This window comes from Dehalococcoidia bacterium, assembly GCA_022451965.1.
In the GTDB taxonomy this organism is placed as follows: domain Bacteria; phylum Chloroflexota; class Dehalococcoidia; order Lucifugimonadales; family Lucifugimonadaceae; genus TMED-70.
In genome coordinates this window covers 120,727-146,892 of the sequence record JAKUNJ010000006.1, presented here as the reverse complement: position 1 = coordinate 146,892, position 26,166 = coordinate 120,727, and the positions used below count along the sequence as shown (strand labels likewise).

The 26,166-nt window shown below is 31.4% G+C and carries 27 protein-coding genes; 15 read left to right on the top strand and 12 right to left on the bottom strand.

The features are described 5' to 3' along the window. Both MK083_04675 and MK083_04670 read right to left on the bottom strand, forming a co-directional pair. On the bottom strand, window positions 1–665 hold a 665-nt coding region (locus MK083_04675; GenBank protein ID MCH2673747.1), incomplete at its 3' end, for an OB-fold nucleic acid binding domain-containing protein. Window positions 666–690: 25 nt separating this feature from the next. After that, the gene (locus MK083_04670) at window positions 691–1,128 is read right to left on the bottom strand and encodes an Lrp/AsnC family transcriptional regulator (GenBank protein MCH2673746.1); all 438 of its coding nucleotides are present in this window, start codon (window positions 1,126–1,128) and stop codon (window positions 691–693) included. A 167-nt stretch (window positions 1,129–1,295) separates the two neighbouring features. Between MK083_04670 and MK083_04665 the strand changes: the two genes are divergently transcribed. Next, the gene (locus MK083_04665) at window positions 1,296–1,769 is read left to right on the top strand and encodes an iron-sulfur cluster assembly accessory protein (protein MCH2673745.1); all 474 of its coding nucleotides are present in this window, start codon (window positions 1,296–1,298) and stop codon (window positions 1,767–1,769) included. 100 nt (window positions 1,770–1,869) lie between these two features. Continuing rightward, on the top strand, window positions 1,870–2,136 hold the full coding sequence (locus MK083_04660; GenBank protein MCH2673744.1) for a ferredoxin family protein: 267 nt from the start codon (window positions 1,870–1,872) through the stop codon (window positions 2,134–2,136). Window positions 2,137–2,139: 3 nt separating this feature from the next. On the opposite strand, the gene MK083_04655 is transcribed toward MK083_04660, so the two are convergent. Together MK083_04655 and MK083_04650 are read right to left on the bottom strand one after the other, a co-directional pair. Continuing rightward, window positions 2,140–3,936, bottom strand: a complete 1,797-nt coding sequence (locus tag MK083_04655; protein MCH2673743.1) for an ABC transporter ATP-binding protein/permease — start codon at window positions 3,934–3,936, stop codon at window positions 2,140–2,142. Continuing rightward, a complete protein-coding gene (locus MK083_04650) occupies window positions 3,936–5,726 on the bottom strand; it encodes an ABC transporter ATP-binding protein/permease (GenBank protein ID MCH2673742.1) in 1,791 nt (596 codons plus the stop codon). The genes MK083_04655 and MK083_04650 overlap by 1 nt, the downstream gene beginning before the upstream one ends. A 77-nt stretch (window positions 5,727–5,803) precedes the next feature. On the opposite strand from MK083_04650, the gene MK083_04645 reads away from it, so the two are divergent. After that, window positions 5,804–6,382 carry a GNAT family N-acetyltransferase gene (locus MK083_04645; GenBank protein ID MCH2673741.1) on the top strand — a complete coding sequence of 193 codons (579 nt, stop codon included), beginning with the start codon at window positions 5,804–5,806 and terminating at the stop codon, window positions 6,380–6,382. Here MK083_04645 and ruvB read toward each other — a convergent pair. Genes ruvB through ruvC form a run of 3 tightly spaced genes read right to left on the bottom strand, consistent with a single transcriptional unit; the run spans window position 6,375 to window position 8,548 of the window. After that, window positions 6,375–7,430: a Holliday junction branch migration DNA helicase RuvB gene (gene ruvB, locus MK083_04640; GenBank protein MCH2673740.1), complete on the bottom strand. Its 1,056-nt coding sequence runs from the start codon at window positions 7,428–7,430 to the stop codon at window positions 6,375–6,377. The genes MK083_04645 and ruvB overlap by 8 nt on opposite strands. Window positions 7,431–7,438: 8 nt before the next feature. Continuing rightward, window positions 7,439–8,062, bottom strand: coding sequence for a helix-hairpin-helix domain-containing protein (locus tag MK083_04635; protein ID MCH2673739.1), 624 nt, complete (start codon window positions 8,060–8,062; stop codon window positions 7,439–7,441). After that, complete coding sequence (gene ruvC / locus MK083_04630) at window positions 8,063–8,548, bottom strand: crossover junction endodeoxyribonuclease RuvC (GenBank protein ID MCH2673738.1); 486 nt, start codon at window positions 8,546–8,548, stop codon at window positions 8,063–8,065. It lies immediately after the preceding gene. A gap of 169 nt (window positions 8,549–8,717) precedes the next feature. Here ruvC and fabD point away from each other — a divergent pair, with 169 nt between their 5' ends. The 6 genes from fabD (at window position 8,718) to MK083_04600 (ending at window position 16,033) form a co-directional block, all read left to right on the top strand. Beyond that, on the top strand, window positions 8,718–9,653 hold the full coding sequence (gene fabD / locus MK083_04625) for an ACP S-malonyltransferase (GenBank protein MCH2673737.1): 936 nt from the start codon (window positions 8,718–8,720) through the stop codon (window positions 9,651–9,653). Continuing rightward, window positions 9,653–10,120: a transcription antitermination factor NusB gene (nusB, locus tag MK083_04620; GenBank protein MCH2673736.1), complete on the top strand. Its 468-nt coding sequence runs from the start codon at window positions 9,653–9,655 to the stop codon at window positions 10,118–10,120. The genes fabD and nusB overlap by 1 nt, the downstream gene beginning before the upstream one ends. 56 nt (window positions 10,121–10,176) lie before the next feature. Further along, window positions 10,177–10,431, top strand: coding sequence for an acyl carrier protein (gene acpP / locus MK083_04615; GenBank protein MCH2673735.1), 255 nt, complete (start codon window positions 10,177–10,179; stop codon window positions 10,429–10,431). A gap of 97 nt (window positions 10,432–10,528) precedes the next feature. Then, window positions 10,529–12,139 (top strand): ribonuclease J, encoded by a 1,611-nt coding sequence (locus MK083_04610; GenBank protein MCH2673734.1) that lies wholly within the window; start codon window positions 10,529–10,531, stop codon window positions 12,137–12,139. Window positions 12,140–12,167: 28 nt separating this feature from the next. Further along, window positions 12,168–14,375, top strand: a complete 2,208-nt coding sequence (locus MK083_04605) for a DNA translocase FtsK (GenBank protein ID MCH2673733.1) — start codon at window positions 12,168–12,170, stop codon at window positions 14,373–14,375. Then, complete coding sequence (locus MK083_04600; GenBank protein ID MCH2673732.1) at window positions 14,375–16,033, top strand: hypothetical protein; 1,659 nt, start codon at window positions 14,375–14,377, stop codon at window positions 16,031–16,033. The genes MK083_04605 and MK083_04600 overlap by 1 nt, the downstream gene beginning before the upstream one ends. Here MK083_04600 and MK083_04595 read toward each other — a convergent pair. Continuing rightward, window positions 16,030–16,806: a Cof-type HAD-IIB family hydrolase gene (locus MK083_04595; protein MCH2673731.1), complete on the bottom strand. Its 777-nt coding sequence runs from the start codon at window positions 16,804–16,806 to the stop codon at window positions 16,030–16,032. The two genes, MK083_04600 and MK083_04595, sit on opposite strands and share 4 nt — an antisense overlap. Before the next feature lie 74 nt (window positions 16,807–16,880). On the opposite strand from MK083_04595, the gene MK083_04590 reads away from it, so the two are divergent. From MK083_04590 to thiS, 3 genes are read left to right on the top strand one after another with little or no spacing between them, the layout of a single operon-like run. Beyond that, on the top strand, window positions 16,881–17,654 hold the full coding sequence (locus tag MK083_04590) for a thiazole synthase (protein ID MCH2673730.1): 774 nt from the start codon (window positions 16,881–16,883) through the stop codon (window positions 17,652–17,654). 5 nt (window positions 17,655–17,659) lie between these two features. Beyond that, window positions 17,660–18,280 carry a thiamine phosphate synthase gene (locus tag MK083_04585; GenBank protein ID MCH2673729.1) on the top strand — a complete coding sequence of 207 codons (621 nt, stop codon included), beginning with the start codon at window positions 17,660–17,662 and terminating at the stop codon, window positions 18,278–18,280. Then, the gene (gene thiS, locus MK083_04580) at window positions 18,261–18,464 is read left to right on the top strand and encodes a sulfur carrier protein ThiS (GenBank protein MCH2673728.1); all 204 of its coding nucleotides are present in this window, start codon (window positions 18,261–18,263) and stop codon (window positions 18,462–18,464) included. The genes MK083_04585 and thiS overlap by 20 nt, the downstream gene beginning before the upstream one ends. 2 nt (window positions 18,465–18,466) lie before the next feature. Here thiS and MK083_04575 read toward each other — a convergent pair whose 3' ends face one another. The 4 genes from MK083_04575 to MK083_04560 all read right to left on the bottom strand — a co-directional run bounded on the left by MK083_04575 (window position 18,467) and on the right by MK083_04560 (window position 23,624). Then, window positions 18,467–19,171, bottom strand: a complete 705-nt coding sequence (locus MK083_04575) for a hypothetical protein (protein MCH2673727.1) — start codon at window positions 19,169–19,171, stop codon at window positions 18,467–18,469. Window positions 19,172–19,180: 9 nt separating this feature from the next. Next, complete coding sequence (locus tag MK083_04570) at window positions 19,181–20,470, bottom strand: ABC transporter permease (GenBank protein MCH2673726.1); 1,290 nt, start codon at window positions 20,468–20,470, stop codon at window positions 19,181–19,183. A 14-nt stretch (window positions 20,471–20,484) separates the two neighbouring features. Further along, window positions 20,485–21,438 carry an ABC transporter permease gene (locus MK083_04565; protein MCH2673725.1) on the bottom strand — a complete coding sequence of 318 codons (954 nt, stop codon included), beginning with the start codon at window positions 21,436–21,438 and terminating at the stop codon, window positions 20,485–20,487. 134 nt (window positions 21,439–21,572) lie between these two features. Then, on the bottom strand, window positions 21,573–23,624 hold the full coding sequence (locus tag MK083_04560) for an ABC transporter substrate-binding protein (GenBank protein MCH2673724.1): 2,052 nt from the start codon (window positions 23,622–23,624) through the stop codon (window positions 21,573–21,575). Window positions 23,625–23,855: 231 nt separating this feature from the next. Here MK083_04560 and MK083_04555 point away from each other — a divergent pair, with 231 nt between their 5' ends. Genes MK083_04555 through MK083_04545 form a run of 3 tightly spaced genes read left to right on the top strand, consistent with a single transcriptional unit; the run spans window position 23,856 to window position 26,166 of the window. Further along, a complete protein-coding gene (locus MK083_04555; protein ID MCH2673723.1) occupies window positions 23,856–25,013 on the top strand; it encodes a mandelate racemase/muconate lactonizing enzyme family protein in 1,158 nt (385 codons plus the stop codon). A gap of 9 nt (window positions 25,014–25,022) precedes the next feature. After that, window positions 25,023–25,754 (top strand): aldolase/citrate lyase family protein, encoded by a 732-nt coding sequence (locus tag MK083_04550; GenBank protein MCH2673722.1) that lies wholly within the window; start codon window positions 25,023–25,025, stop codon window positions 25,752–25,754. Then, window positions 25,741–26,166, top strand: a complete 426-nt coding sequence (locus tag MK083_04545) for a hypothetical protein (GenBank protein MCH2673721.1) — start codon at window positions 25,741–25,743, stop codon at window positions 26,164–26,166. Before MK083_04550 ends, MK083_04545 begins: the two co-directional genes overlap by 14 nt.

Below are 26,166 nucleotides of genomic sequence, written 5' to 3'. Positions count from 1 at the left end.
TCTCTGAAGCATCGTGCTATTTGAAAATATCTATCAAAACCTGAAACCATCAAAATTTGTTTCATTTGTTGAGGAGATTGAGGTAATGCATAAAATCCTCCATGCTTAATTCTAGAAGGTACAACATAATCTCTGGCACCTTCAGGCGTACTCTTTATTAGGATTGGAGTTTCAATATGAGTAAAATTTTCCTCTGTTAAATAATTCCATATAAGATGGGTTACTTTGTGTCGCAATTTTATTTTTCTTTGCATAGAATTTCTTCTAAGGTCTAAGTATCGATATTTTAGTCTGATCTCTTCCGACACAACAGAGTCATCATCTATTTCAAAGGGGGGTGTCTTGGACGTTGATAAGATTTCTATTTTATCAACTACTAATTCAAGATCTCCTGTTGGTATTTCTTTATTTTCTGACCCATCTAATCTCCTAACAATAGTTCCTTCTACGGCAATTACCCATTCTGATCTTAGATTTTTAGCATATGAATGAGATTCGGCTGATATCTCAGGATTAAACACTATTTGCATTATTCCAGACTTATCCCTAAGATCAATAAATATCAATTGACCATGATCTCTTCTTTTAGAAACCCATCCAGCAAGCTTAATTTTTTTTTCTAATACAGAAGAAGAAACTTCTCCGCACATTAAATCTCTATACATAATTCCTCAAATTAAAAATATATATTTATATATGGCCATACTCTCTTTTCGCAACAGATAAATTAACGAATGTTTCAGTTCTTATGATCCCTTCTATAGATCCAATATCAACTCTGATAAACTTACCTAATTCTTCAGCACTTTCTAAAGCAACTAAGCAAAATATATCATAGCTTCCAGTAGTTGTTATTACCCATCTAGTATGTGGTAGAGCAGCTAGCTCAGATGAAATATCACCAGTTTTGTCGGGTTCACACTGAACTCCGATTAAGGCTTCAGATAGAAATCCCAACTTTTTTGGATCAGAGGCAGCAACAATTGAAATTGTTTTTGATTCTAGTAAATTTTTTACTCTTCTTCTGATAGTTCCTTCGCTAACGTCTAACTCTCTTGCCATTTGGGCATTTGAGAGTCTTCCATCTTGACCAAGCATAGAAACTATTTTTTTATCAATTAAATCCATTAGAGAGCCTGTTTGAGCAACATTTTTATTTTATTATAACTGCAAAAAATATATGAAAGGTTGATAAAAAATTGGTTTTTTTACTATGTAATCATTGATTTTGTAAGAAATTATCTAGTAAGATAATAAATAGGATTATTGTAAATAATTTAATATTGGAGAGAATTTTGTTAGATTCAAAAAAAGATCAACTTGTGACATTTACCGAAGCTGCAAGTAAAAAGCTTCTAGAAGTAATGAAAGAACAAGGTAGTGAAAATAGTTACCTAAGAGTGTCTATCAATGAAACACCAAATGGTGGATTTGAATACGTTTTTGGTTTAGTCGACCAACCTGAAGCAACAGATATCGTTGGAGGTTCTACCATCAAGACTGTAGTTGATCCCGAAAGTGTAAAATTTGTTGAAGGATCTAATATTGATTATGTTGAAGGATTCCAAAGGTCAGGATTCGTCATATCTAATCCTAACTTCCAATCCGGAGGAGGTTGTGGAGGAGCAGCTGGTGGTGGATGTTGCGGCGGCGGCGGCGCAGAAAATTCCGGCGGATGTGGAAGTCAAGCTGAAGCCCAAAGAGAACCAGCAGAAGCTGCGGCAGGTGGATGTGGCGGTGGCGGCGGATCTTGCGGCTGTCAAGGTTAATAATTTCAAAATTTGGTATCAGGAATCGCTAAAACTTCATAATTAATTTTTATATTATTTTAAAAAACGGTTATCTACGTAAATAAGAAAGATTTGAAATATGACATATATTATTGGTAAAGCTTGTGTAGACATCATGGATGGAGCATGTGTGGATGTTTGTCCAGTAGATTGTATTTATTCTAACCCTGGAGATTCACAATTATTTATAAATCCAGAAGAATGTATAGATTGTGCAGCTTGTGAACCAGTCTGCCCTGAAAGTGCTATTTTTGCCGAAGAAGATGTACCAGATGATCAAAAAGAATTTATTAAGTTAAATTATGAATATGACTATGATAATTCTGAACCAGGTCATAATGTCTAGTAATTAATCATCAAAAGAAGAATAATTTAAGCCATATAGTTTACTGTATAAACCCTTATTATTAAGAAGTTTTTCGTGACTACCAATCTCTTCTATTTTCCCTGAATTTAGGACTATGATTCTGTCACATTTCCTTACAGTTGCCAGTCTATGAGCAATTGTGATGGATGTTCTATTTCTTAATAAAACATCTAATGCTGACTGAATCTTCTTTTCAGTATATGAATCAATTGATGAAGTAGCTTCATCAAGAATTAGGTATTGAGTATCTGCTAGCAACGCTCTGAGGATACTTAGAAGTTGTCTTTGACCCATTGATAAATCTGCTCCTCTTTGACCTATCACAGTATCTAATCCTTTTGGTAATGTTTCAACAAATTCTTCTATTCCGAGAAGCTTAATAGCTTCTTCTATTTCATAAATAGTTATATTGGGATTTCCATATTTCACATTATCTAGAATAGAGCCTGAAAAAAGAAATGGATCTTGTAAAACCATTCCAACTTTTTTGCCAATATATTCTTGAGTTAATTTTCTTATCTCAACTCCTCCAAGTATAACTTTACCTTTATTTGCATCATAAAATCTATGAATAAGATTTGAGATAGTTGATTTACCTGCTCCTGTTGGTCCAACTATTCCAATTCTTTCTCCATTTTTTATTTCAAGATCAAAATCAGTAAGAATAAAATTATTATCAACATAAGCAAAAGATACTTTATCAAACTTGATAGTTCCATCTAAAGGACAATCAAGAGGTTTCGAAGGATCCTTAATTGTAACGGGAATATCCAGTATTTCAAAAATTCTATATCCTGAAGCCATGGCTCTTTGCATCACATTATACTGCATTGATATAGTTCTAATTGGTTCAAAGAATCTTTGGACAAGAAGCATGTAAGCAACCATCACTCCTGTAGTTATATGATCATTTATGAGTAGACTTGCTCCAACAATAATAATTATTGCAAAAGCAATTCCAGTTAGACCCTCTACAGTAGGTAACATAATGCTAGATAATTTAGCTGCTTTAAGTTGTGATTTTAGTAAATCATCTGCTTTAGATTCAAAGATTTTAGCATTGAAATCTTGACGATTAAATGACTGTACAGTTCTAACTCCATTTATATTTTCTGCTAAATAAGATGTTGTAATAGAACTTTTTATCCTTGCATCTAAAAAAGCTTTTTTTGCATGAGGTAACCATATCAATCTAATTAGCACCAAAATTGGCATAACAATAATTGTCAAAAGTCCCAACTGAATATTCATAGAAAGAAGAACTGTAATTATTCCTAATATCAAAACAATATCGCCAATTGCAAATACTGACATTTGTAAAGCTTCTTGCATTGCTGCGACATCTCCTTGTAATCGAGACATAAGTCGCCCTACATCAGTTTTGTCCATAAAAGAAATAGAAACATCTTGAAGATGCATAAACATTTTTCTTCTTAGATCAAGAAGTATATTTTCTCCAACTTTCTCAATTATAGAATCTGACATAAATATTGAAATTACAACTAAAATAGACAAACCTAAGTACTGAAATAAACCAACTAATATAGATGATTTAGCATCTTCAATAGAATCACAATTAGAGCCTATTAAGCAACCTGATTGATCGATAATATTCTTAATTACTAAAGGAAGAAGTAAAGAAGATATAGTTAGTAAAATAATAAACATAAATCCTAAAAAAACATCTTTTTTATATATGAGCACATATGGTAAAAAGCGTTTGATTATGTTGTAATCAAACGCTCTTGATTTTACGTCATCATCAGATAATGAAACCATTAGTTAATAACCTTTTCTGGATTAATTTGCATATTATATAATTCGCAGTATCTACCCTTGAGTTTTATTAATTCAGAGTGAGTACCTCTCTCAATTATCCTGCCGTTGTTAAGATAAAGTATTTCATCTAAGTTCATAACTGAGGAAATTCGATGAGCAACAACTATCAAAGAAATTCCAGAGCCTAATGATTGCATCTCATCTCTGATTTTTTTTTCTGTTTGACTATCAATTGCAGAAGTAGAATCATCAAATATAACAACTTTGGAATCAAAAAGTAAAGTTCGTGACACAGAAAGCCTTTGTCTTTGTCCACCAGAAAGTTGAACACCTCTTTCGCCAATCAAAGTATCAAATTTTTCTGGGAGGGTTTCTATATGACTTGAAATTTGCGCTTTATTTGTTGATAAATCAACTTTTTCTTTCTTTGCATTAGGGTCTCCATATCGAATATTTTCAGTAAAAGTATCAGAAAATAAAAAATTATCTTGATCTACTAAATTAACTGCTTTTCTTAGATCATTAAGATTTAGTGTGGAAATATTTTTACCATTTAATAAAATCTTACCTTGATTTGGATGATAAAATCTAGGTAAAAGCCTAGAAAGAGTTGTCTTACCTGAACCAGGGGGGCCAACAATACCAATCGAATGATTAGGATTTGAGAAAAAATTTATATCACTTAGTACTTCTTTAGATCCGTATGAAAATGAAAGGTTTTTTATTTCAATTTGCTTTACAGGTTCCTTAAAGCTAATATCTTCTTGATTAGATATATCTTCATTTTGGTCTAAAGTTTCAAATAATCTAGTGGAGGTAGCTGAAGCTCTAGAGAATGAATTTACAGTCATTCCTATTTGCCTGACAGGACCTTGTAAAATACTCATAAATGCAATCAAAGAAGTCAATTCTCCTAAAGTTATTCTTGATTCAATTACAGCAACCGATCCAAAATAAACCAAAAGACTCATAGATACTAGGAAAGAAAAAGTATTCAAAGATATTGAAAAGCTTCTTATTATTATCTGCTTAAAAGTTGTTTTTTTGACTATATCTGAAGCAAGATTAAATTTTTCTAATTCATATTTCTGCTTCATAAATGATCTTACTAATCTTACACCTGATAAATTTTCATCCATAACTCTTGTTAGTACACCTAACTGCTCTTGCAAACGATACCAATTTTTTCTAAGTACAATTCTTGAATAAGATGAAAAAAATGCTACAAAAGGTACGAAAGATAAAGAAAGTAATCCCAATGCAAAATCAACTGAAATCACTAAATATGCACCAGTTAAAATAAAAACAGTAAGAAAAACCAACCTTAAAACGCCAGTATTTACAAACATTCGACTTCCTTCAATATCTATGATTCCTTTGGTGATTAGGTCTCCGGTGTGTTGAGTATCATGGTATTTGAATGAAAGTTTTTGAAGCTTAGTGAAATATGAATTTCTTAAGTCAAATGCTAAATATTGGCCAATTTTTTCTCCTAGATATACATGAAAATAACTAAAAATCCCTCTAGCTAACGAGAGTAAAAATACTAATAAACCAATTTCAATAAAAGGGGCCAAAGACAATTCTGAAGAACTCGAAGCGTCCAAAGATTTATCAATTGAAGATCCCAGATAATACGGAATGGACATTTGAAGAGCTGCCGCAAAAAGAATAGAAATGAAAGAAATTACTAAATCAAATTTATTATTTTTTAAGGGTATTTTTATTATACGAATTAGGTTAGGACTCAAAAACATTATTTTAGTATAACTAATAGGTTCATTCTTCAAGCATTTATAAATACTAAAGATTATTATACTCTTATTAAATAATAAAAACATAACCATTTTTAATCAGATTTAATTCAATGATTAATGAAAAAATAAAATTTAGAAACGCAGTTCTCAATGATTCTAAAGAATTATCAAAATTAGAGTCTAATATATTTCCAATAGATAAAGTTAATACTAATTTTTACAGTGAAATACGTAAAGAAAATAAAAAAATTTTTATTTGCACATATGAAAATTTGATTCGCAGGAAAAAAAATATATTTTCTATTTTTAGTAAAGTTGAAAAAAAAGATAAAGAACAATTTATTTCTCAAGAAATAATAATTGGATATGTGAAAATATGGAAAGTTTTACAAGAATCCCATATTGAACAAATTGGAGTTATAGAAAAATTCAGAGGACAAGGAATTGGAGAGAAATTACTATTATTATCATTAAGGCATTGTTCTGAAAATGGTATAAAAAAAATGCTTTTAGAGTGTAGAAAATCAAATACAAGTGCAATAAATTTGTATAAAAAATACTTATTTACTGTGGTCTCAATCAGAAAAAATTACTATCCGATGGAAAACAAAAGAGAGGATGCTGTTTGTTTTGAAAGTACAGATATTTCTTCAAGAGATTATTATAATAAATACTTAGATACTAAATAAATTTATCTTGAAGTTTTGAAGGCTTAAGTCCTAGATGTTTATAAGCTAATTTAGTTGTTTTTCTTCCTTGGGATGTACGGATTATAAAACCTATCTTTAAGAGGAAGGGCTCAACAACATCAGATAATGTTGCCTGATCTTCGTTCAGTGAAGCACTAATCGCATCAATACCTACTGGTCCACCTTCATAGTTATTAGCTATAATTTTCAAATATTCTCTATCAAGTCTATCTAGACCTAGGTTATCTACTCCTTCAATTTCTAAAGAGTCGTTTATTACATCAGTTTTTATTTTTTTAATGTTCTTAACTTCTACAAAATCCCTAACTCTTCTCAAAAGTCGATTAGCTATTCTTGGTGTACCTCTTGATCTTTTTGCAATTTCAATAGAAGATTTTTCATCTATTTCTAAGCCTAATAAATTTGAAGATCTTAGAATAATATTTCTTAAGTCAATTTCATTATAATAATCCAAGTGATAACTGAGACCAAATCTATCTCTAAGAGGAGAGCTTAGTAATCCTGGCCTAGTTGTAGAACCAACTAAAGTAAAACTCTCTAGCCTTAAATTTATAGTTTTTGCAAAAGCTCCGGAACCTGTAATAAAATCTACTCTGAAGTCCTCCATCGCTGAATATAAATATTCTTCTACGGTTTTAGGGATTCTATGAATTTCATCAATAAATAATACATCCTTAGAGTTCAAATTTGAAAGTAACCCTACAGCATCAGCTGGTTTTTCCAAAGCTGGACCACTAGTGTGAATAAAATTAGATTCAATTTGATTAGAAATAATGTATGAAAGAGTAGTTTTACCTAATCCTGGAGGACCATAAAATAATACATGATCTAATGATTCGTCTCTTTTCTTTGAAGCTTCAACAGCAATAGATAGAGACTCAATAATTTTATTTTGTCCAATATATTCAGTAAAGGATTTAGGTCTTAAGAAATTAAATTCTAACTTTTCTGCAGAATCAACTTTTTTATCATTTATATCCTCAGAAAAAATTATTTCTTTATTAGAATTATTAGAATTGTCATTCATAAAATTCCTTATCTAGACCTCTTAAAAACTTCTTTGAGTAAATTTTCTGCTTTTACTTCATCTTTATTTTCTAATCCGTTTATTACTTCATTAATTTGATTCCTAGCATCTGAAACTTTGTAACCCAAATCTACTAAAACTTCTAGGGCATCATTGATAACTGAATTTTCTGGCATCAAATTTGGAGTTAAAGAAATATCTGATGCTTTATCTATAACTTTTCCTTTGAGGGTTGCTACAATTTTTTGAGCTGCTCTTTTACCAATTCCCGGCATTTGTTCTAAAAGAGAATAATCTTCAGATTCTATTGCTTTTGCTATTATGTTTATTGGAAATATCAATGAATTAGCAGCTTTCACTGGACCTATACCTTCTACTTGAATCAATTGTTCAAAAAATTCCTTATCCCCTTCACTAATAAATCCAACAAGAAGAGGTTTAGGTTGTCTTTCAGTAACGTGATAATATATTTCTAGATTTATGGATGAGTTTATTGAAATATCGTTTTCAATAAAGTAATTTGTAAGAAACTCAGGAGTGTGAATTTCATATCCAATAGCATTTACTAAAACCACTATCCTTTTAGGTTCAGATAAAAATTTTATTATATTTCCTTCTAAATAATTTATCATTTAATTTATTTTTGCTTTACTAACTATAGAATGACAGATAGCAATTGAAAATGCATCAGCTACATGCTCATTCTTAAGTAAATTTTCATTATTCAGAATTTTTGAAACAGAAATCATAATTTGTTTTTTATCCGCTCTACCAGATCCAGTAACTAAATTTTTTGCTTGTGTAGGTTGATAATTAAATACCTTTATATTGTGCAATCCTGCTGTAGATAAAATTACTCCCCTAGCATGACCCATTAATATGGAAGTTTTAGCAAATTTTGGTCTTGAATGTAAATCTTCAACTGCTATGGCATCAGGTATATATTTCTTAACAATTAAAGAAAACTCATCAAATATTATTGAAAGTCTTTTTTCAAGAGAATCGGTGCTTTTAGTTTTTATCACGCCTCCCTCTATAGGAAAGTATTGATTTTTTTTAAACTTAAGCATCCCATACCCTGTGTTTGAAAGACTTGGGTCTACACCTAAAATATTCATAATATAATCTTTGATTTATAAAGATTATATTTTTATATAAGTTTATTTCAAGTTGGCTGTCAATATTCATTTATTCTTATAATTATCGTATTCTGTGGTGAAATTTATTGAAAAAATAAAAAAAAATAGAAACAATAGATTAATATAGATTTTTATAGTGAGCAATTTTATGAATAAAGAAAAAGTCGCATTCATTTTTCCTGGACAAGCATCTCAAACTCCTGGAATGGGTCTTGATTTGTATAAAAACAGTAAAGCTGCAAGAGAAGTTTTTGATGAAGCCGATGAAATATTAGGTAGAAAACTTTCAAATGTAATTTTTGAGGGTTCTAAAGAAGAACTTACCAAAACAGAAAACGCTCAACCATCAATTGCAACTGTTTCAATAGCTGCATGGAGAGCTATCGAATCAGAAATGGGCACAATACAAATTCCAAATTATACTGCAGGTCATAGTTTAGGTGAATATAGCTCTCTAGCAACCGCAGGCTCACTCAGTATTAAAGATACCATTAAACTAGTCTCCATTAGAGGTGAACTTATGGAAAAAGCTTGCACTGATTCACCTGGTGGAATGTCAGCTATTATAGGAATTGATGAAAATTCAGTTAGAGAAGTTTGCTCTCAGACCGGAACCTATCTTTCAAATATTAATACTTCAAATCAAATTATAATTTCTGGAAAGAAAGAAAACTTAACAAATGCTATGGATTTAGCTTCAAGATTGGGAGCTAAGAGAGCAATACCTTTGCCAGTAGGTGGAGCATTTCATTCTGCATTGATGTCGTCTGCTCAAAACGAACTCAATGATGTAATTGATAATACAAACTTCCAAGATGCTGTTGTACCTATCGTTGCTAACACTGATGCTAGGCCCATTACTAGCAAAGAATTAGTAAAAGAAGAATTAAAAAACCAATTACAAAACTGTGTTCTTTGGAATGACTCAATAGGGTTTATGACAGATAACAATGTAGATACTTTTTATGAAATTGGTCCTGGTAACGTGCTCGCAGGAATGGTAAAAAGAATCAATTCAGACCTTACTGTAAAAAATATTAGTAACTACAGCCAAGTACTTGATTATGTAGAATCAAGGAATTAATGGAAAAAATTCAAGATAATCTAAATTTAAGTGTAGATGCTGAATTTATTGCTGAAGAAAAAACTGATTCTATATTTGGAACAACTCTTGCAAGAGCCGCTGTGGTTCAATCATTATTCGAGAATGAAATAACAAATTCAAATCCTCTAGAAAGAATTAAGAACTTAGGATTCTATAAAAAATTAAATTCATCTAAAAAAAAGATGGCATTATCATTATTGGAATACTCAATGAATAATAAGTCTGCTATAGATCAAAAGATATTAAGTCATATAGATGATAGTAATTTAGAGAGGATTCCAAAAACAGACCTTTCTATACTAAGAATGGCAATATCAGAATTGAGTTCTAACATTTATACACCGGTCGGAGTTGTAGTAAATGAGGCAGTAAAGCTAGGAAATGTTTTTGGCTCAGATTCGTCAAAAAGCTTTATAAATGGTGTATTAAATTCTATGGTAAGATAGACTTTTGTATCATTATTCAATAACATAAATGTGCAGTTAACAATTTGGAGGATATAATGGCTTCAATTTTAGAAAAAATTCAAGAAATTACAGCAGAAAAATTAAGTGTTGATATAGAGGATGTAAATCCTGATTCATCATTCACAGAGGATTTAGAAGCGGATTCTTTGGATGTTGTAGAACTAATTATGGCATTAGAAGAAGAATTTAGTACAGATGATAACGCTATAGAAATTTCTGATGAAGATGCAGAAAATATAAAAACTGTACAAGATGCAGTTGATTATATAACCTCAAAAGGTGCCAATTAAATTAACTAATTAATCAACTTATATAAATAATAGTATTTATTTGGAACATAAGAATTATTAATAACAGTTTTTCTAGAATTATTTTTGATAACAAATAATGGATAAAATTAAATTAACACCCTTAGGTGGATTTGGAGAAATTGGTAAAAATTTACTTATTTTCGAAATAGACAAAAAAAATTTCATAATCGATGCTGGAATTAAGTTTTCTCTGGATGAGGAAATTAATTACATTCTTCCTGATACCGAATACTTAAGTAATCTTAAAGAGAAAATTCAAGCAATTTTTATAACTCATGGGCACGAAGATCATGTAGGTGCATTGTCTAAATTAGGATTCCTAAATGTGCCTATATACTGCCCACCAATGGCTAGTGAAATAATAAAGAAGAAATTACCAGTAAATGAACACGACAAGCTAGTAAACATATCTCTCTATAAAAAATATGTATTTGACAATTTCAAGATAACTTGGTTTCCTGTTGTTCACTCTATTCCAGATTCATGTGGGTTGATTATTCAATCAAAAAATATAAATTTTGTTCATACTGGAGATTTTAGATTTGATGAAGATCCAGTATTTGGTATAAATAGTAATTTTTCAAAGGTAAAAGAATTTATTGACTATAAATGTGATCTTCTATTATCTGATTCGACAAATGCTATGGTTTTAGAAGATCAAATTGGAGAAAGAGAAATTGAAAAAACTTTTGATATTCAATTTAAGAAGAATAAAAAAATTATTATTTGTAGTTTTGCTTCACAAATCTCAAGGTTACAACTTGCAATAAATTCTGCAAAAAAAAATAATAGAAAAGTTGTACTCATGGGAAGTACACTAAAAAAGAACTTAAGTATAAGTAAAAAACTTGAGATAATTAGTGAATATGAAAATATCATTATCAACCAAAATCAAGCGAAAAAATTAGATAAAAGAGAGCTAGTATATTTTGTTACAGGTTCTCAAGGAGAAGAATTCTCTGTCTTATCTAGAATGTCAAAAAAGAAATATAATGATCTACAAATTGATAATAATGACATTGTTCTAATGTCCTCTTCAGTAATTCCTGGAAATGAAAATAAGGTTTTTAAAGTTGTTCATAATTTACAAGGTCTTGGTGCTGATGTAATTTTCCATAGTAGTGATAATAAATTACATGTATCAGGACACTCTCCTCAAAATGATTTAGAAAAAGTCATTGAAACATTATCTCCGAAATTTTTTGTTCCGGTTCATGGGGATAATGATATGTTAGAAGCACATAAAAAATTAGCTATTAATAAAAATGTTAACCCTAATAATATTTTTGTCTTATCTAATGGAGATAATTTAGAGGTTACTGAAAATGAAGCTAAATTACTAAAAAAATCAAAAGTTATTGATGAGATAGTCTTAAGAGATAAGTATTTTGAAATAGGTAAAACAAAAAATAATATCTACAAAGAAAATATTATTTCAATTATTCTTGTCATTAACAAAAAAAATAAAACTCTAGCCCATAAACCGTTCATAAATATGTTTGATATATCGAATAAGGGTAAGATTACAAGCCATCTAAAAAGTTATATTTTAGAAAATAAAACTTTTAACTCTTTCAATATTCACCAAGACTGGACTCAAATAACTGAGCAATTTAATCTAGAAATATATAAATTAGTATTAAGTAAATTTAATAAAAAATACCAAATAAAAACTATAATTTTATAAAATTAATTCTAGCTAGAAGTAATTTGATATGGAAGTTAATCAAAACAATATTATTAAAGAAAGATTAATAAAAATAATTAGTCAAAAAAATTTTATTTTTTTTATTTTTTTGACTGCGCTATTAATTGCTTCTTTAAATTTGTTTTATTCAGTAAGAGATTTGGTAGGTTTATTACCAGTTCTTGTGTCAATGAGTGTTCTTTTGTCGTTTATTCTATTTAAGAATTCAAAAAAATTATTTTCTATTAAATTATTATCTTCAGTTATTCTAATTAACGTTTCATTTTTTGTGACACTTGGTGGTATAAATTATGATTCAAGTTCATTTTTTTCTTTTGACTATTCATTGTCAGGGAAATATGGTGAATTTTTGGCAAAAGAACCATATTATTGGAATCAATACAACGCAAGTATTACAAATTATATTGATTTTATTTTCAGACTTTCAACTCCATTAATAATAATCAGTATTATTTATTATCCTCACTTTTACTTGAGAATTTTAAGTAATTTGTATTCAATTTTGGTAAGTTTTATTATTTCTTTTACTTATTTATTAAGAAAAAATCTCCTAACTTTTTTTAAAAAAAAAATTATCGGATCTAGGATAAAAGATACAAAAATAAGAGAAGTAAATATTGATGACCCTAAGATAGAAAATACAAAAATAAGAGAAATAAATATTGATGACCCTAAGATAGAAGATACAAAAATAGAAGAGGATAAATTATTTAGTCGAGATATTTCTACTGAAATTAAAAAAGAAATTATTTACGATGATAGGCCAAATATTGACAAGGAATTAGATAGATTTTCAATAAGAGAATTTAATTGGCCTAAGATTAAGACTAATTTTCTAAAGCTTACCCCAAAAAAAGAGTTAGATAAGAATGAAATTAATGACACAATTGAGATTATCAAAAGTACTCTATCTGCTCATGGAGTAAACACTTCTATTGAAAATTTTACTTCAGGTCCATCAGTAACAATGTATCAATTGAAACCTGGATGGATGGATGATAAAGAAAATAAGAGAGTCAAAGTAGAACAAGTCCTAAGAAGAGAAAAGGATCTAGCCTTGGCACTTGGCTCACCAAATATTCGATTTGAGGCTGTTTTAGATGGAGTTCAGAATATTATGGGTATTGAAATCCCAAATATTTCACCTAATACTGTTGATTTCAAAGAAGTTATTGAAGATGAAAGAATAAAGAATATTTCTCAAAGCTTTTCTCTTCCTGCACCTTTGGGACAAGGGATGGATGGTAAACCAATAATGATTGATATAGCTAAAATGCCACACTTACTGGTTGCAGGTTCAACTGGATCTGGGAAGTCAGTTTTTATAAACTCAATTATTGCAGGCATGATTACTACAAAGACCCCTGAAGAAGTAAGAATGATACTGATTGATCCAAAAAGAGTAGAATTAACACCCTATGGGAAAATACCCCATTTATATACAGAGGAAGTAATAGTTGATACAGATAAAGCAGTTGAAGTATTGAGTAGTACTGTTACAGAAATGATGAATCGATTCAAAATACTTGAAAAAGTAGGCGTGAAAAATATATCAGATTTTAATAAGAAAATGGGTAAATCACACAAAATGTGGAACTTGTTAATAGTTATTGATGAGCTGGCCGATTTAATGCTACAAGCAGGTAGTGAAATAGAGAGATTAATAGTAAGGCTTGCACAATTAGGAAGAGCTACAGGCATACACTTAGTTGTTGCAACCCAAAGGCCATCGGTTGACGTAGTTACAGGTTTAATTAAGGCTAATTTTCCAAGTAGAGTATCATTTGCAGTGATGTCTCAAATAGACTCTAGAACTGTTCTTGATAGTATAGGAGCAGAAAAATTAATAGGCAAAGGAGATATGCTTTTTAGCCCTATAGATAATGCACAAATGAGTAGGATTCAAGGAGTTTTCTTAAATGAAGACGATATAGAAGCCCTTACTAACCAGTGGAACTCTTATTATGATAAATACGAACTAGAAATGTTAAAGTTACAACTAGAGGGTAAAAATAATAATAAAGAAATAAAGGGTGATTCTCTTTATGATCAAGCATTAGAACTAAGCTCTCAGAGTAGCACATTATCAACATCTCTGTTACAAAGAAGATTAAGAATAGGTTATCCAAGAGCAGCTAGATTGATGGATGAACTTGAAGATAATGGTATAGTGGGACCAGGAGAAGCTGGTAAGCCTAGAAAAATATTAGTGTAATGAATAATACAGATCAAAGTATAGAATTAGGAGAAAATTTAAGTAATTGCTTGAATTGTCCAGAAATTATAAACAAAACAGATTTTTACTTGAAATATGATGTGTGTCCTTTTTGTAATTTTCATTATTCTATAGATTCCAGTAAAAGAATAGAAATAATATCTGATTTCGGAACTTTTAGAGAGTTTAATAAAAATATTTCTATGAAGAGACCAGAAAATCTAAGTTTTGACGAATCCTATAAAAATAATGTTCGTAAATCTAGAGAACGTACAGGACTAGAAGAAGCTGCAATATCTGGGACTTGCAACATCGGAGGCATTAAGACTGTAGTGATAATTCTAGATTTTGGATTCCTTGGAGGATCTATGGGCCTTATTGTTGGTGAAAAAATTTCTAAAGCATTTAATTTTGCATACAGAAAGAATCTTCCTGTTGTATCTATAATTTCTAGTGGTGGGAAAAGAGTACAAGAAGGAATATATTCTTTAGTTCAAATGATAAAAACAGTAATTTCAACAAAAGAAATTAAGAGTAAGAGCTTACCTCATATTTGTTTATTTTCCAATCCATCTGGCGGACAAGTTTTTAGTTCTTTTGCTTCAAGGGCAGATGTGAAAATTGCAGAACCAGGAGCAATTTTGGGACTATTTCAACTTGATGAATTAATTAATAAATCAGAAGATTCAAAAAATATCGATATATCAGCTGAATCTTTTTATGAAAAAGGATTAATAGATAAAGTAGTATCAAGAAATAAATTAAAGATAGAATTATCTACAATTTTAGAAAATTTATTAGTTGATTATAAAATCCCTAAAAAAATAGATATATCTGTACCCACTATAAGCTCGATTAAAAAAGTAAAAAAGCAATCTAAAAACTTGAGCAAAGGGACTCCTAGCTCTTCAAGTTATATTAATAAGGTATTCGATGACTATATTGAATTAGGTTATAAAAACAAAAAAGATTCAGTAATAACAGGTTTAGGAAAGATAGCATCTCAACCAGTAGTTATCATTGCACAAAGCTATGATAGATCATCTCCCAAAGAAAATGGAAAGATGACTATCAATGATTTTATTAGGATGGAAAAGTTTATAGAAATATCAAAAGATTTTAACATTCCTATTGTATTTTTTATAGATAATAACGGACTAGACATATCATATGATAATGAACTGGAAGGAATAGGAAATGCAATTTCAAAATTCATATTCAAGATGTCCTCACATGAGGAAAAAATAATTAGTGTAATAACAGGAGAGGCGACTTCTGAAGCTTCTATTCCTTTTTTTCTAGGTGACAAGGTTTATATGCTTCAAAATGCAATTTTTATACCAAATAATAAGGATCAAAAAATGGAATTTCTAAGTTCAAGTGATTGTTTAAATAATTATATTATTGATTCTATAATTCCTGAGCCACCACTTGGTGCTGCAAAAGGTCCTGAAGATATGGCCAGGTTAATTAAAATTAGCCTAATTAATGCTCTATCAGAATTAAATCATACTAGCATTAAGAAAACTTTATCCAAAAGAAATAAAAAATTCTTAAGTTCAGATTTTGGAGATAAAAAATTAATGCTAACTGTAACGAATGAAATCAAAATCTGGAAAGAAGTACTTGAGGCAAGTTATAAAGCCTTAAGAAATTAATTTAATCCTTCTATAATCCAATCTAAAGCAAGAATAGTACCATTTTCATCAAAACTTTTAGTATAAAATTTAGAAGCTTTATAAACTTCTTTGTCAGAATTTCCCATAGCTACTGAAATACCTACTTTATTCAACATTTCAATATCATTTAAGCCGTCACCTATTGCAAATATTTTAGATTTATTTATGCCTAAATAGGAAGAATATTCTTCTATAGCTATCCCTTTATTAATATTTTTTGGCATAAAACTAAGATATTTCTCATTACTACTACCCGATGATGGTATCAAGCTAATTTTTGAAAGATTAATTAATGAATTTGAAGAAATAAATTTATAAATATCATCATATAAGCATGTAATAATATTAACATTCTCAAAGTTTTTATCTTTTGAATTATTATTAATTTGTTCACCTTGAGAACTTGCAAAATAATAGAAATCATTATTGTCTAATAAGTTAAAAACATCTCTTGCCACTTCACAATCAATAGATCTACTAAAAATTATTTCTTTGTTTATAGGGTTAAAAATCAATGCACCATTATCAGAAATCTGAGGGGAAGAAAGTTCAAGTTCTTTGGAATAATCATAGACTGAAGAAAAAATTCTTCCCGAAATCAAACTGGTTGGAATAAAATTAGAAATATGTTTTATTCTTTGACTGATGTCATCAGGAATTATTTCTTGACTATTTAGAATTGTTCCATCTAAATCAAATAGAGCAGCTGATATCTTTGGAGAGTCTGTCTCGTTATCTATTTTTATATTCAAAACTTTTCCTTATAATTGTAGTGGATATCTTTTATGATTAAAATTATTTTAAACTATATTTAGAGTATAAAAATATGGATGAGCTAGAAATTGCAGGAAAAAAATTCAAATCTAGACTAATAACAGGCACAGGAAAACATAAAAATTCTGAAGATCTAGAGAATTCAATTATTTCTTCAGGAACAGAAATGATTACAGTTGCAATTAGAAGAATAGACTTTGAAAATTTAAATGAGAAAAATTTGCTAGAAGTTATTGATTGGGATAAGTATAATATCCTTCCAAATACTGCAGGTAGTAAGACAGCTGAAGAAGCAATTTATACTGCGAATTTAGCAAGAGAAGTTACTGGTTCAAATTGGATAAAAATTGAAGTTATACCTGATCCAAAATATCTTCTTCCTGATCCAATTGGAACCTTAGAGGCTTGTGAAAAACTAGTTAATCAAAATTTCATAGTTTTACCTTATATTTCTCCAGATCCAGTTCTTGCCAAGAGATTAGAAGATATAGGATGCGCAACAGTTATGCCACTTGGTTCTCCTATAGGTTCTGGAAATGGAGTTTTAGCTTTAGAAGAAATAAATATTATAATTGAACAATCCAATATTCCAGTTATAGTAGATGCCGGCTTAGGAGTACCTTCTGAAGCATCTCTGGTAATGGAAAATGGTGCTGATGCAGTTCTTGTGAATTCAGCTATTGCTGGAGCTAAAAACCCTAAACAAATGGCAGAGGCATTTAAGCTTGGAGTAGAGGCTGGAAGAAAAGCTTTTCTATCTGGAAGAATCCCTGTTTCTAAACAGGCCAATCCTAGTAGCCCAACGAAGAATATTAGTCGCAAATAGTTATAATGCTTATTTATGTAACTGATATAAATAAATTTTATAATGAAAAAGAATTCATTGAAAATATATATTCGGCATCAATAAATGGAGTAAAGTATATTCAATTAAGATATAAAAACTCCTCTAGTGTAGATAAAGAAAAAATAAGTAAAATAATTGCAAAAAAAATAGATAGAATAGATACTAAAATTATCATGAATGAAGATATTGAAATTTCAAAAAAAATTAAACCTTTTGGATTTCATATAAGTTCTCAAAATAATATTTCTGGAAAAGAAATAAAACAATTAACAAATGTTAAGTGGGTTTCTAAGTCTGTTCATAATGAGGACGACATATATGAATCAAATATGGATAAAAATATTGATTCATATATTCTTGGAACCTTATTTAAGTCAAACAGTCATCCTGAAGGAAATTATTTAGGTATTGATAATTTTAAAAAACTTATAAAATTATCATCAAAACCTGTAATTGCAATTGGTGGTATTGATGAAAATAATGTAGACTTAGTCCATAAATCAGGTGCTTCTGGGATTGCTGTTATTAGCGCAATTGCTTATTCTAAGAATATTAATAAAACTATAGATCAATTAGAAAATAAGAATGATAAATATAATCCTTAATGGGAAAAAAACTGAACTAGAAAGCACGATTTCTATAATTGAATTCTTAAGATCTGAAAATTTAGAAAATAAAATGGTAGCAGTTGCTGTTAATATGAAGATAATTCTCAAAAATGAATATAAGACCACATATATTAAAGAAAATGATAAAGTTGAAGTCGTTAGACCTGTTGGAGGCGGATAACTTTACTCAACTACACAAACCACTCCAAAATTTCCAGTATCAGCATCTCCACTAAATAATGATCTATAGCTGAAACATCCTGGTATATTGAATTCTCTACCATAAGTCCATTGTTCAGGATTTTTGTCAAATGGCCCCTTATTGAATGCTCCTGAATCCCAGTCATCAGCTTGACCAGCATCAGAGGTCGATGAGCTTGCTGCACCCTTAGGATTTAGCCAATTAACTGTAGTTCCAGACTTAACTTTTATTGTTTGAGGGTCCATTACCCCTCCTTGACCAATACTTATTTCAACCACACCATCTAATATAGGACCTTCAGGCATTTCTAGTACAATTTTTTCTTCCTCAACCTCACATGTAGAACCTATACACTCCGCTTCTCCACCAGCTTCAGCTGTAGCCGTTAATGACATAGCAACTGCTTGAGCAGAAGCTGCTGCATCTTTTCCTACAGATTGTGCTGCTGCAGTGAATGAATTTTCACATTCATTAACCCATTTGATTTTTTCTTCTTCGGAAAGAGTGTCATATATAATACCTTGTTGAGCTGTACATTCCGTTACTTCGGCAACAGCAGTTGCAGTTGCATTACCAAGCATATTTTCTGCTGTTTGCGTCTGCACGATGTTTGTATATGAAACATACTCTTCGCCTCCACATGCTATAAAAAATGCCAATAAACCTGTTATTAGAAACTTATACATAAAAACCCCTTAGTCTACCTGCCTTAATCTTGGATCCAATCTATCTCTTAGCCAATCTCCAAGAAAGTTTAGAGCAAGAACTACAAAAAATATAGCTCCTCCCGGAACCATAACTTGATGAGGAGCAATAGCTAAATAATCTCTACCCTCATTTGTCATAACTCCCCAAGCAGGGGTAGGTGGTTGTATACCAGCACCTACGAAACTTAGTACTGACTCAGCCAAAATAAGAGCACTTGTATTTAATGTAGCGACAACAACAGCTGTGTTTAACACACCTGGTAAAATATGTCTATAAAGAATTCTAAATGTAGTAGCACCATTTATCTTGGCACTTGCTACAAAATCTAATTCACGAATAATTAAGGTTTGGGCCCTAATAACCCTTACGAAACCTGCCCAAGCAATTAAAGCTAATACGGCCATCAAAACAGTTAATCCTCTTCCAAATATTAGAGTCACTACCAGTGCAACCATTAGAAATGGCAATGCATTCCAAATATCTACAAATCTAGTAATTGCCTCATCAATCAGCCAGGGACTTAAAATTGCAATTCTTTTTTTCTTTCCTTTAATTGTCATATCGAATCCAATATTTGGTTCATATCTAGTTGCTGTATATCCAGAGATAAGACCCAGAGCAACACCTATAGTCATTCCTCCTAGTAAAGAAACACCTACAACCATCATAGATATTTGAGCCCCATGAAGCAGTCTACTGAAAACATCTCGTCCAACATGATCATTTCCCATTAGATGATATCCATCAGGCCAACTACTTAATCTTTTTGTATCTACTCTTATTACTTGAAGATCCAAAAATATAATGTCATTTTGACCTTCAAATAAATCTTCATTAGTCGTTACTTCAAATGTTAGTAATTCTTCTTCTTGAACAACATTATTGAATAATATATCGGGAGCACTTGGAGTATCTTCATTCCAAGATATTTCATCTTGGAGATAACCATTACCATTTATGTCAAACATTCTGTTATCAGTCGGTAATTCATATGAAACAACGAAAGTTGACCCTGCAGCAATACTTGAATCAGTTAAGTCTATTCCACCTTTTGGTTTAGTAGGAAATTTAATATCAACAATTCCAGGCGAATTATGCCTTGCTCTAACATCTCCAATATCTCTTTCATATGGAGCAACAGTTGGACCTATAATTGCAGCAATTATAAGAACAATAAGAATTATACTTGGAAATACAGGGTACCTTCTCAAGAATCTCCAAAATATAAACCATATATCTAGAGGATTAAAGGAGGAAGATTTTGTCTCAGTTGTCATTAAGTTTACTCCTTCTAGTTTAATCGAACTCTTGGATCAATAATAGTGTAAGCAATATCAGCTATCGTAGCGAATATCAAATAAATTAGTATAAATACAAATACCGTACCAAGCAGAAGAGGAAAGTCATTATCATTTACAGCTCTATATAAAGCATCGTAACCTATTCCTGGCCATGAAAAAACAATTTCTACTACTAGGGCCCCATTTAACCAGCCAGAAAAGATTAGAAGTGCACTTGTTACTGGAGCAATCAAAGCATTTCTTAGAGCATGCTTAAATATCACAGTCCTAAATTTTACACCTTTGGCTCTTGCTAGTCTAATGTATTCAGAATCTAATATTTCAAGCATTGAAGATCGCGTAAGCCTCATCAAGGCCGCTGCCGCACCCCATCCTAATGCAATACACGGAAGTATATAATCTTTATAATCAAACTCAGGCTTCCTTCCTCCTGCTGGAAGAAGAGGATCTCCATTAATCGTTAGCCATTGATTAAAAATATAAATTAAAACCAAACCTGTAACAAATGGAGGCGCCGCTTGACCTATCAGTGCAGCCCCTCTTGCAACATAGTCCCAAAAACTTCCTCTAAAAACAGCTGCCACCACACCGGTGGGAATACCCAGGAAAATAGCAAAAATCCAACCTCCTAACGCAAGTTCTAGAGTGGCAGGAATTTTAGCAAGAACGATATCAGTTACAGCCATTTGCCTAGCTAATGAAATACCAAGATCTCCTCGTGCAGTTCTACCAATCCAATCTAAATATCTTTCATGAAATGGCTTATTCATTCCAAGACGTTCACCAAGTTTGTCCCATTGTTCTTGTGTAATTCCATTTCCACTATCAGGTACAAATAATAATCTTGGATCATTATGAAAATTAGTTAAGGTAAATACAGCAAAAGTTGCACCTATAATTGAAAGGATAGAGGAGAAAAATCTACCAAGTAAAAATCGAAGCATTACAATCTCTCTTAAATATATATTTTTTGTTCGTTAACTTTATTGTTCTGATGCTACAAAAAAAGTGGGAAGAAATAAAGCATTCTTCCCACTTTTTTCAACAAATTGACAATTTTATCAATTTAGCAGAATTATTAGTCGTTTAGAACTATTAACTCTGGGTTATTAGAAACGTTAGCATAGTGCTGTTGAGGAGCATTCCATGACTTAATTCTGTCATTTACTACAATACCTTTAGGTACTTGGTAAACACCAGCGTATTGCAACCAGTACATACTATAGTCAACAATATCTATGTGCATTTCTTTTCTCTTTTCAGCATCTTTTTCCATAAGGACATCAGCTACGTTTTTTGCACCAGCTTTAGATTCAAAACCACAACCCCATGAAGGTCGAGTTCTTGAAGAATCAACTGGTGGAATTGGCCAGTCTTGTGGCCAAACATTTGAGTGAACATCACAGTTCTTCAATACAGGAAGGTACTGTTCTCTTCTCTTCATTCTAGGTGAAATAACTCCACCATAGTCTTCTACTAGACCAGAGATTTCTATTCCTAGTCTTGCCCAGTCACTCATAACTGTATCAGCTACCTCAAGTCCTACAGGACCTGCTTCAGCTGCATATGCTTGAAGAACTAGACCGTTAATATCTCTCTTGCCGTCTACTAGAGGGTAACCAGCTTGGTCAAGTAATGCACCAGCAGCTTCGATGTCTCCATCAGGAAGCTCGTATATTACTCCACCTGTTTCACTGATTTTATTACCAGTAGCATCCCAAACACCAGTGTCTCTATCTGGATCCCATCCTGGATATTCAGGTCCCATATACTCTGAATAGATAGGTGTACCAATTCCATTAAGTAAGGAATCATTAATACCGTTTCTATCAAGAGCAGTTGAAAGAGCAAGTCTAACTAGTCTTGCTTGTTCCATGTCAGTCATACCAGCAGGGTTGTTAGTATCTGTATACTTCACGACAGAAGAATCTGTTCCACCTTCGTGGTATGAATCATCTTGCCAAGGATCACCAATCCATGCATAATCTTCAGCATATGGTGGAGCATCCCATGGGTTTAGTGCCTCACCAGTTCTTGCGTGTGTCTCTTCCCAAAGGTTTCCTGGGAATATGATAGATTGTCCAACATATCCACCTGGCATAGTCTCTAGGAATCTTAGATCAGAAGATCCAGAAACAACATCGGCAAGTAGTTTATAATCTACTACAGCCATATCAACTTCACCACTATTTAACATAGCTACTTGAGTTTGAGATTCAGGAACCTGTATTACCTCAATTTCAGCTACATTTGGAGAAGCTCTCCAGTGATCTTCTACAGCAAAAACAGAACATCTGTCTCCTGCAGTACATTCACCATGTTTATATGGTCCAGTCATTACAGCATGCTTAGAAGCCCAATCAGCTCCCATCATGTCTACGTGATGAACAGCACCTTGTACAGGAGCTGCACCTAAACAACCGAATTCAGATAAAGGTAAACAGAAAAATACTGGACTTACCAATCCAACTTCAAAAGTTAAGTCATCAACAACTTCGGCTTTTGTAAAAATAGCTCCAATATCACCAGAATCTGGGTATGAGCTATCAGGGTTTACAGTACCGTTAACTGTATTAAACCATCTTACTCTATCCTCTGCTGTAACAAATCCGAAGTCAACATCTTCATATCCTTTTGGAGATTGCCACTTCATTCCCTCGTTAAGTTCAATAGTGACTTTAGTTCCTGCAGGATCAATTGACCATGACTTTGCCATTTGAGGAGTCATTGCGTTACCTTTATCAAAATAGAAAAGGTGTTCTCCGATTCCAACCAAATCAGCAGCAGACCATCTGTAAGGACCTGACCAAGGTGTACCAAAAACTGGTTCTACCTCGTGGTGAGCTCTTACTAATTTCCCACTAGGACCGCTTGGAGCTGAAGTCGAAGATGAAGAAGCACTTGCAGCTTTAGTAGCAACATCCGCTTTTTTAGCAGGTGCAGCAGCCTTAGGTGCTTCAGGGGCAGCAGCTTTTGCAGCAGCAGCAGGTGCGGCAGGTGCGGCAGGTGCAGCTGGAGCAGCAGAAGAAGATGAATCATCACTTCCACAGGCTACAACAAATACCATAAGCATTGACACAACAAGCAAACTTGCAAGCATACTGGATTTACGTAGTATATTAATACTCATAAAATTTCCTCCGAACACTTATCCACCAGATTGCCAGTGGATTTGTTTATTTTACTTTACAGAATTAATAGTATGATTTGTATATAATTTTTTTCAAAATTCATATTTCCAAAAAAATTAAAATTTCAAACCACAACAGATAAATCTGCAGGTTCATCGTAGAGTATATATAATAACAATTATTGTCAAGCAAATATTGACTTTAATTTATAGCATTAGTAGCCCCTTAAAATGATAAAAATTACAAGTTTGGAATTTAGAAGATTTTCTGCAAAGCATCATAATGCTTCTCGGAACTGGCTTATACCAATAATCAAGACTGATGATCCTAATATTTTTGGAATAGGTGATGCTAGTTCACTAGGTGATGATGAAAGAATTATTGATGAAATCAAATATCTATTCGATAAGTATTTGATTGATAATGATGCCTTAGAATCTGAAAAATTATGGTTATCTATGTATAACAATTCTATGCAAAGAGGAGGAAGGATCTCGTCTACTGCTATATCTGGGATTGATATAGCACTATGGGATATAAAGGGAAAATTTCTACAAAAGCCAATTTATACTTTATTAGGAGGATCATTAAGAGAAAAAATAATGGTCTATGCAAATGGATGGTACACAAATCCAGGTACTCCTGATCAAAATTATAAAGAGGCAAAAAAAGTAGTTTCAATGGGATATAAAGCATTAAAGTTTGATCCCTTTGGTCAAAAAAATTTTTATAGACTATCAAAAGAAGAATTTGATCTTTCTGAGAAAAGAATTTCTAAAGTTAGAGATGCTGTAGGTGAGTTTGTGGAAATATTAATTGAAGGACATGCAAAATTTAATATAATGAATGCAGTTAAAATTTCAAATATGATCCAAAAATATAATCCTCTTTTTTTTGAAGAACCTGTATCTGAAGAAAGAATAGATGAGCTGGTGGAATTAAGAAAACATACTAATATTTCAATTGCTACAGGAGAAAGGCTTTACACAAAATTTCCTTTTGCATCAATAGTAGAAATGAATGCTGCTGATGTTCTTCAACCCGATATAGCAAATGCTGGTGGTATAACAGAACTAAAAAAAATTTCTATAATAGCTGAGGCAAAACATATAACCATTGCTCCACATAATACATGTTCGCCTGTTGGTGCAGTGGCAGAAATGCATTTAAGTAAATCAATACCAAATTTTGAAATAATGGAATATCATGCTGAATTTTATTCTCCTCATTACTTTAAGGTCTTTAAAGGCTTTCCAAGACAAAAAAATGGATTTATAAGACTTTCAGATAAGCCTGGTCTTGGATTAGAATTGAATGAAAAAGAAATAAAAAAACACCCACCTTTCAAATCAACAGATGCAAAAGGTGGAGCAATTAAGACAATTTAGGGGGAAATTATGATTGAAAATACAATAATTAAGAAGATTAAAAAAGGTAAAAAGGCTAATGTTTTTGAATTACAGTTTCCATCGCTACCTCTTGTAGAATTTGCTTATCATGTTGGATTTGATGCCATACATTGTGATGCTGAACATGGAAGCTTTTCACCTGAAGCAGTTGATGATATTTGTAGAGTAGCAAATGGATTTGGAATGAGTGTAACAGCTAGAGTCCCCGATAAAAGTTCATATTGGATCAACCTTTTCTTAGATAGAGGAATTCAAGGTATAGTAGGTCCTCATGTTGAAACTAAAAAAGAAGCTCAAGATTTTGCAGATGCTTGTCTTTTCCCTCCTCATGGTAAAAGGTCCTGGGGCGGTGGAAGGGGTACTGAATTTAATGATGATGGAAAATTATCAGAATACGGAAGTAAATTAGATTTTGCAAAATGGTCTAATGAAAATATGCTTGTTATTGCTCAGATGGAATCTGTGCCTGCTTGGGAAAACATAAATGAAATATTGAGCGTTGAAGGATTATCTGGAATAACAGGAGGACCAAATGATCTTGCAGCTTCAATGGGAATTCCAGGAGATCCCGATAATCCAAAAAGAGTTAAGATAACATCTGATATTAATGACACAGCAAGAGGAAGAAATAAGCTTGTTGCAGATGACATACAAAGAGTCCTTTCAATAAGAGATCTTATGTTAGTAAATGGAAGAGCATTCATAGATGAAGGAGAATAAGAATCAAAATTTTTTGAGACTGGGTAATAAAAACCTCTACATTCATGGAGACTTCCTCAGATACAAAAATGATGATTCAGAAAATATTGAAATACTTATTACAAAAATTGTAAGTATCTCAATAGAAAAATTGGAAGGTCAATATAAAAACTTAATTTGGGCTATGTTGGGTTTCATTTTGTTTGTGATTTCGTGGTATTTTTTAGAAAACACATTATTGAGTAATATTTTATGTGTCCTATCTCTGTTAGGAGGTACAGTTTATTTGCTGAGCTATTTTATTTTCAGTAATTACTTAAAACTAATAATCAAAACTTCTAGGTTAGATTTATATTTGGAATTTCCCTCTCAAAAAAAATATTCAGTAAATAAGTTTAAGAATTTACTACTGGAAAAATTACATAGAACTTAG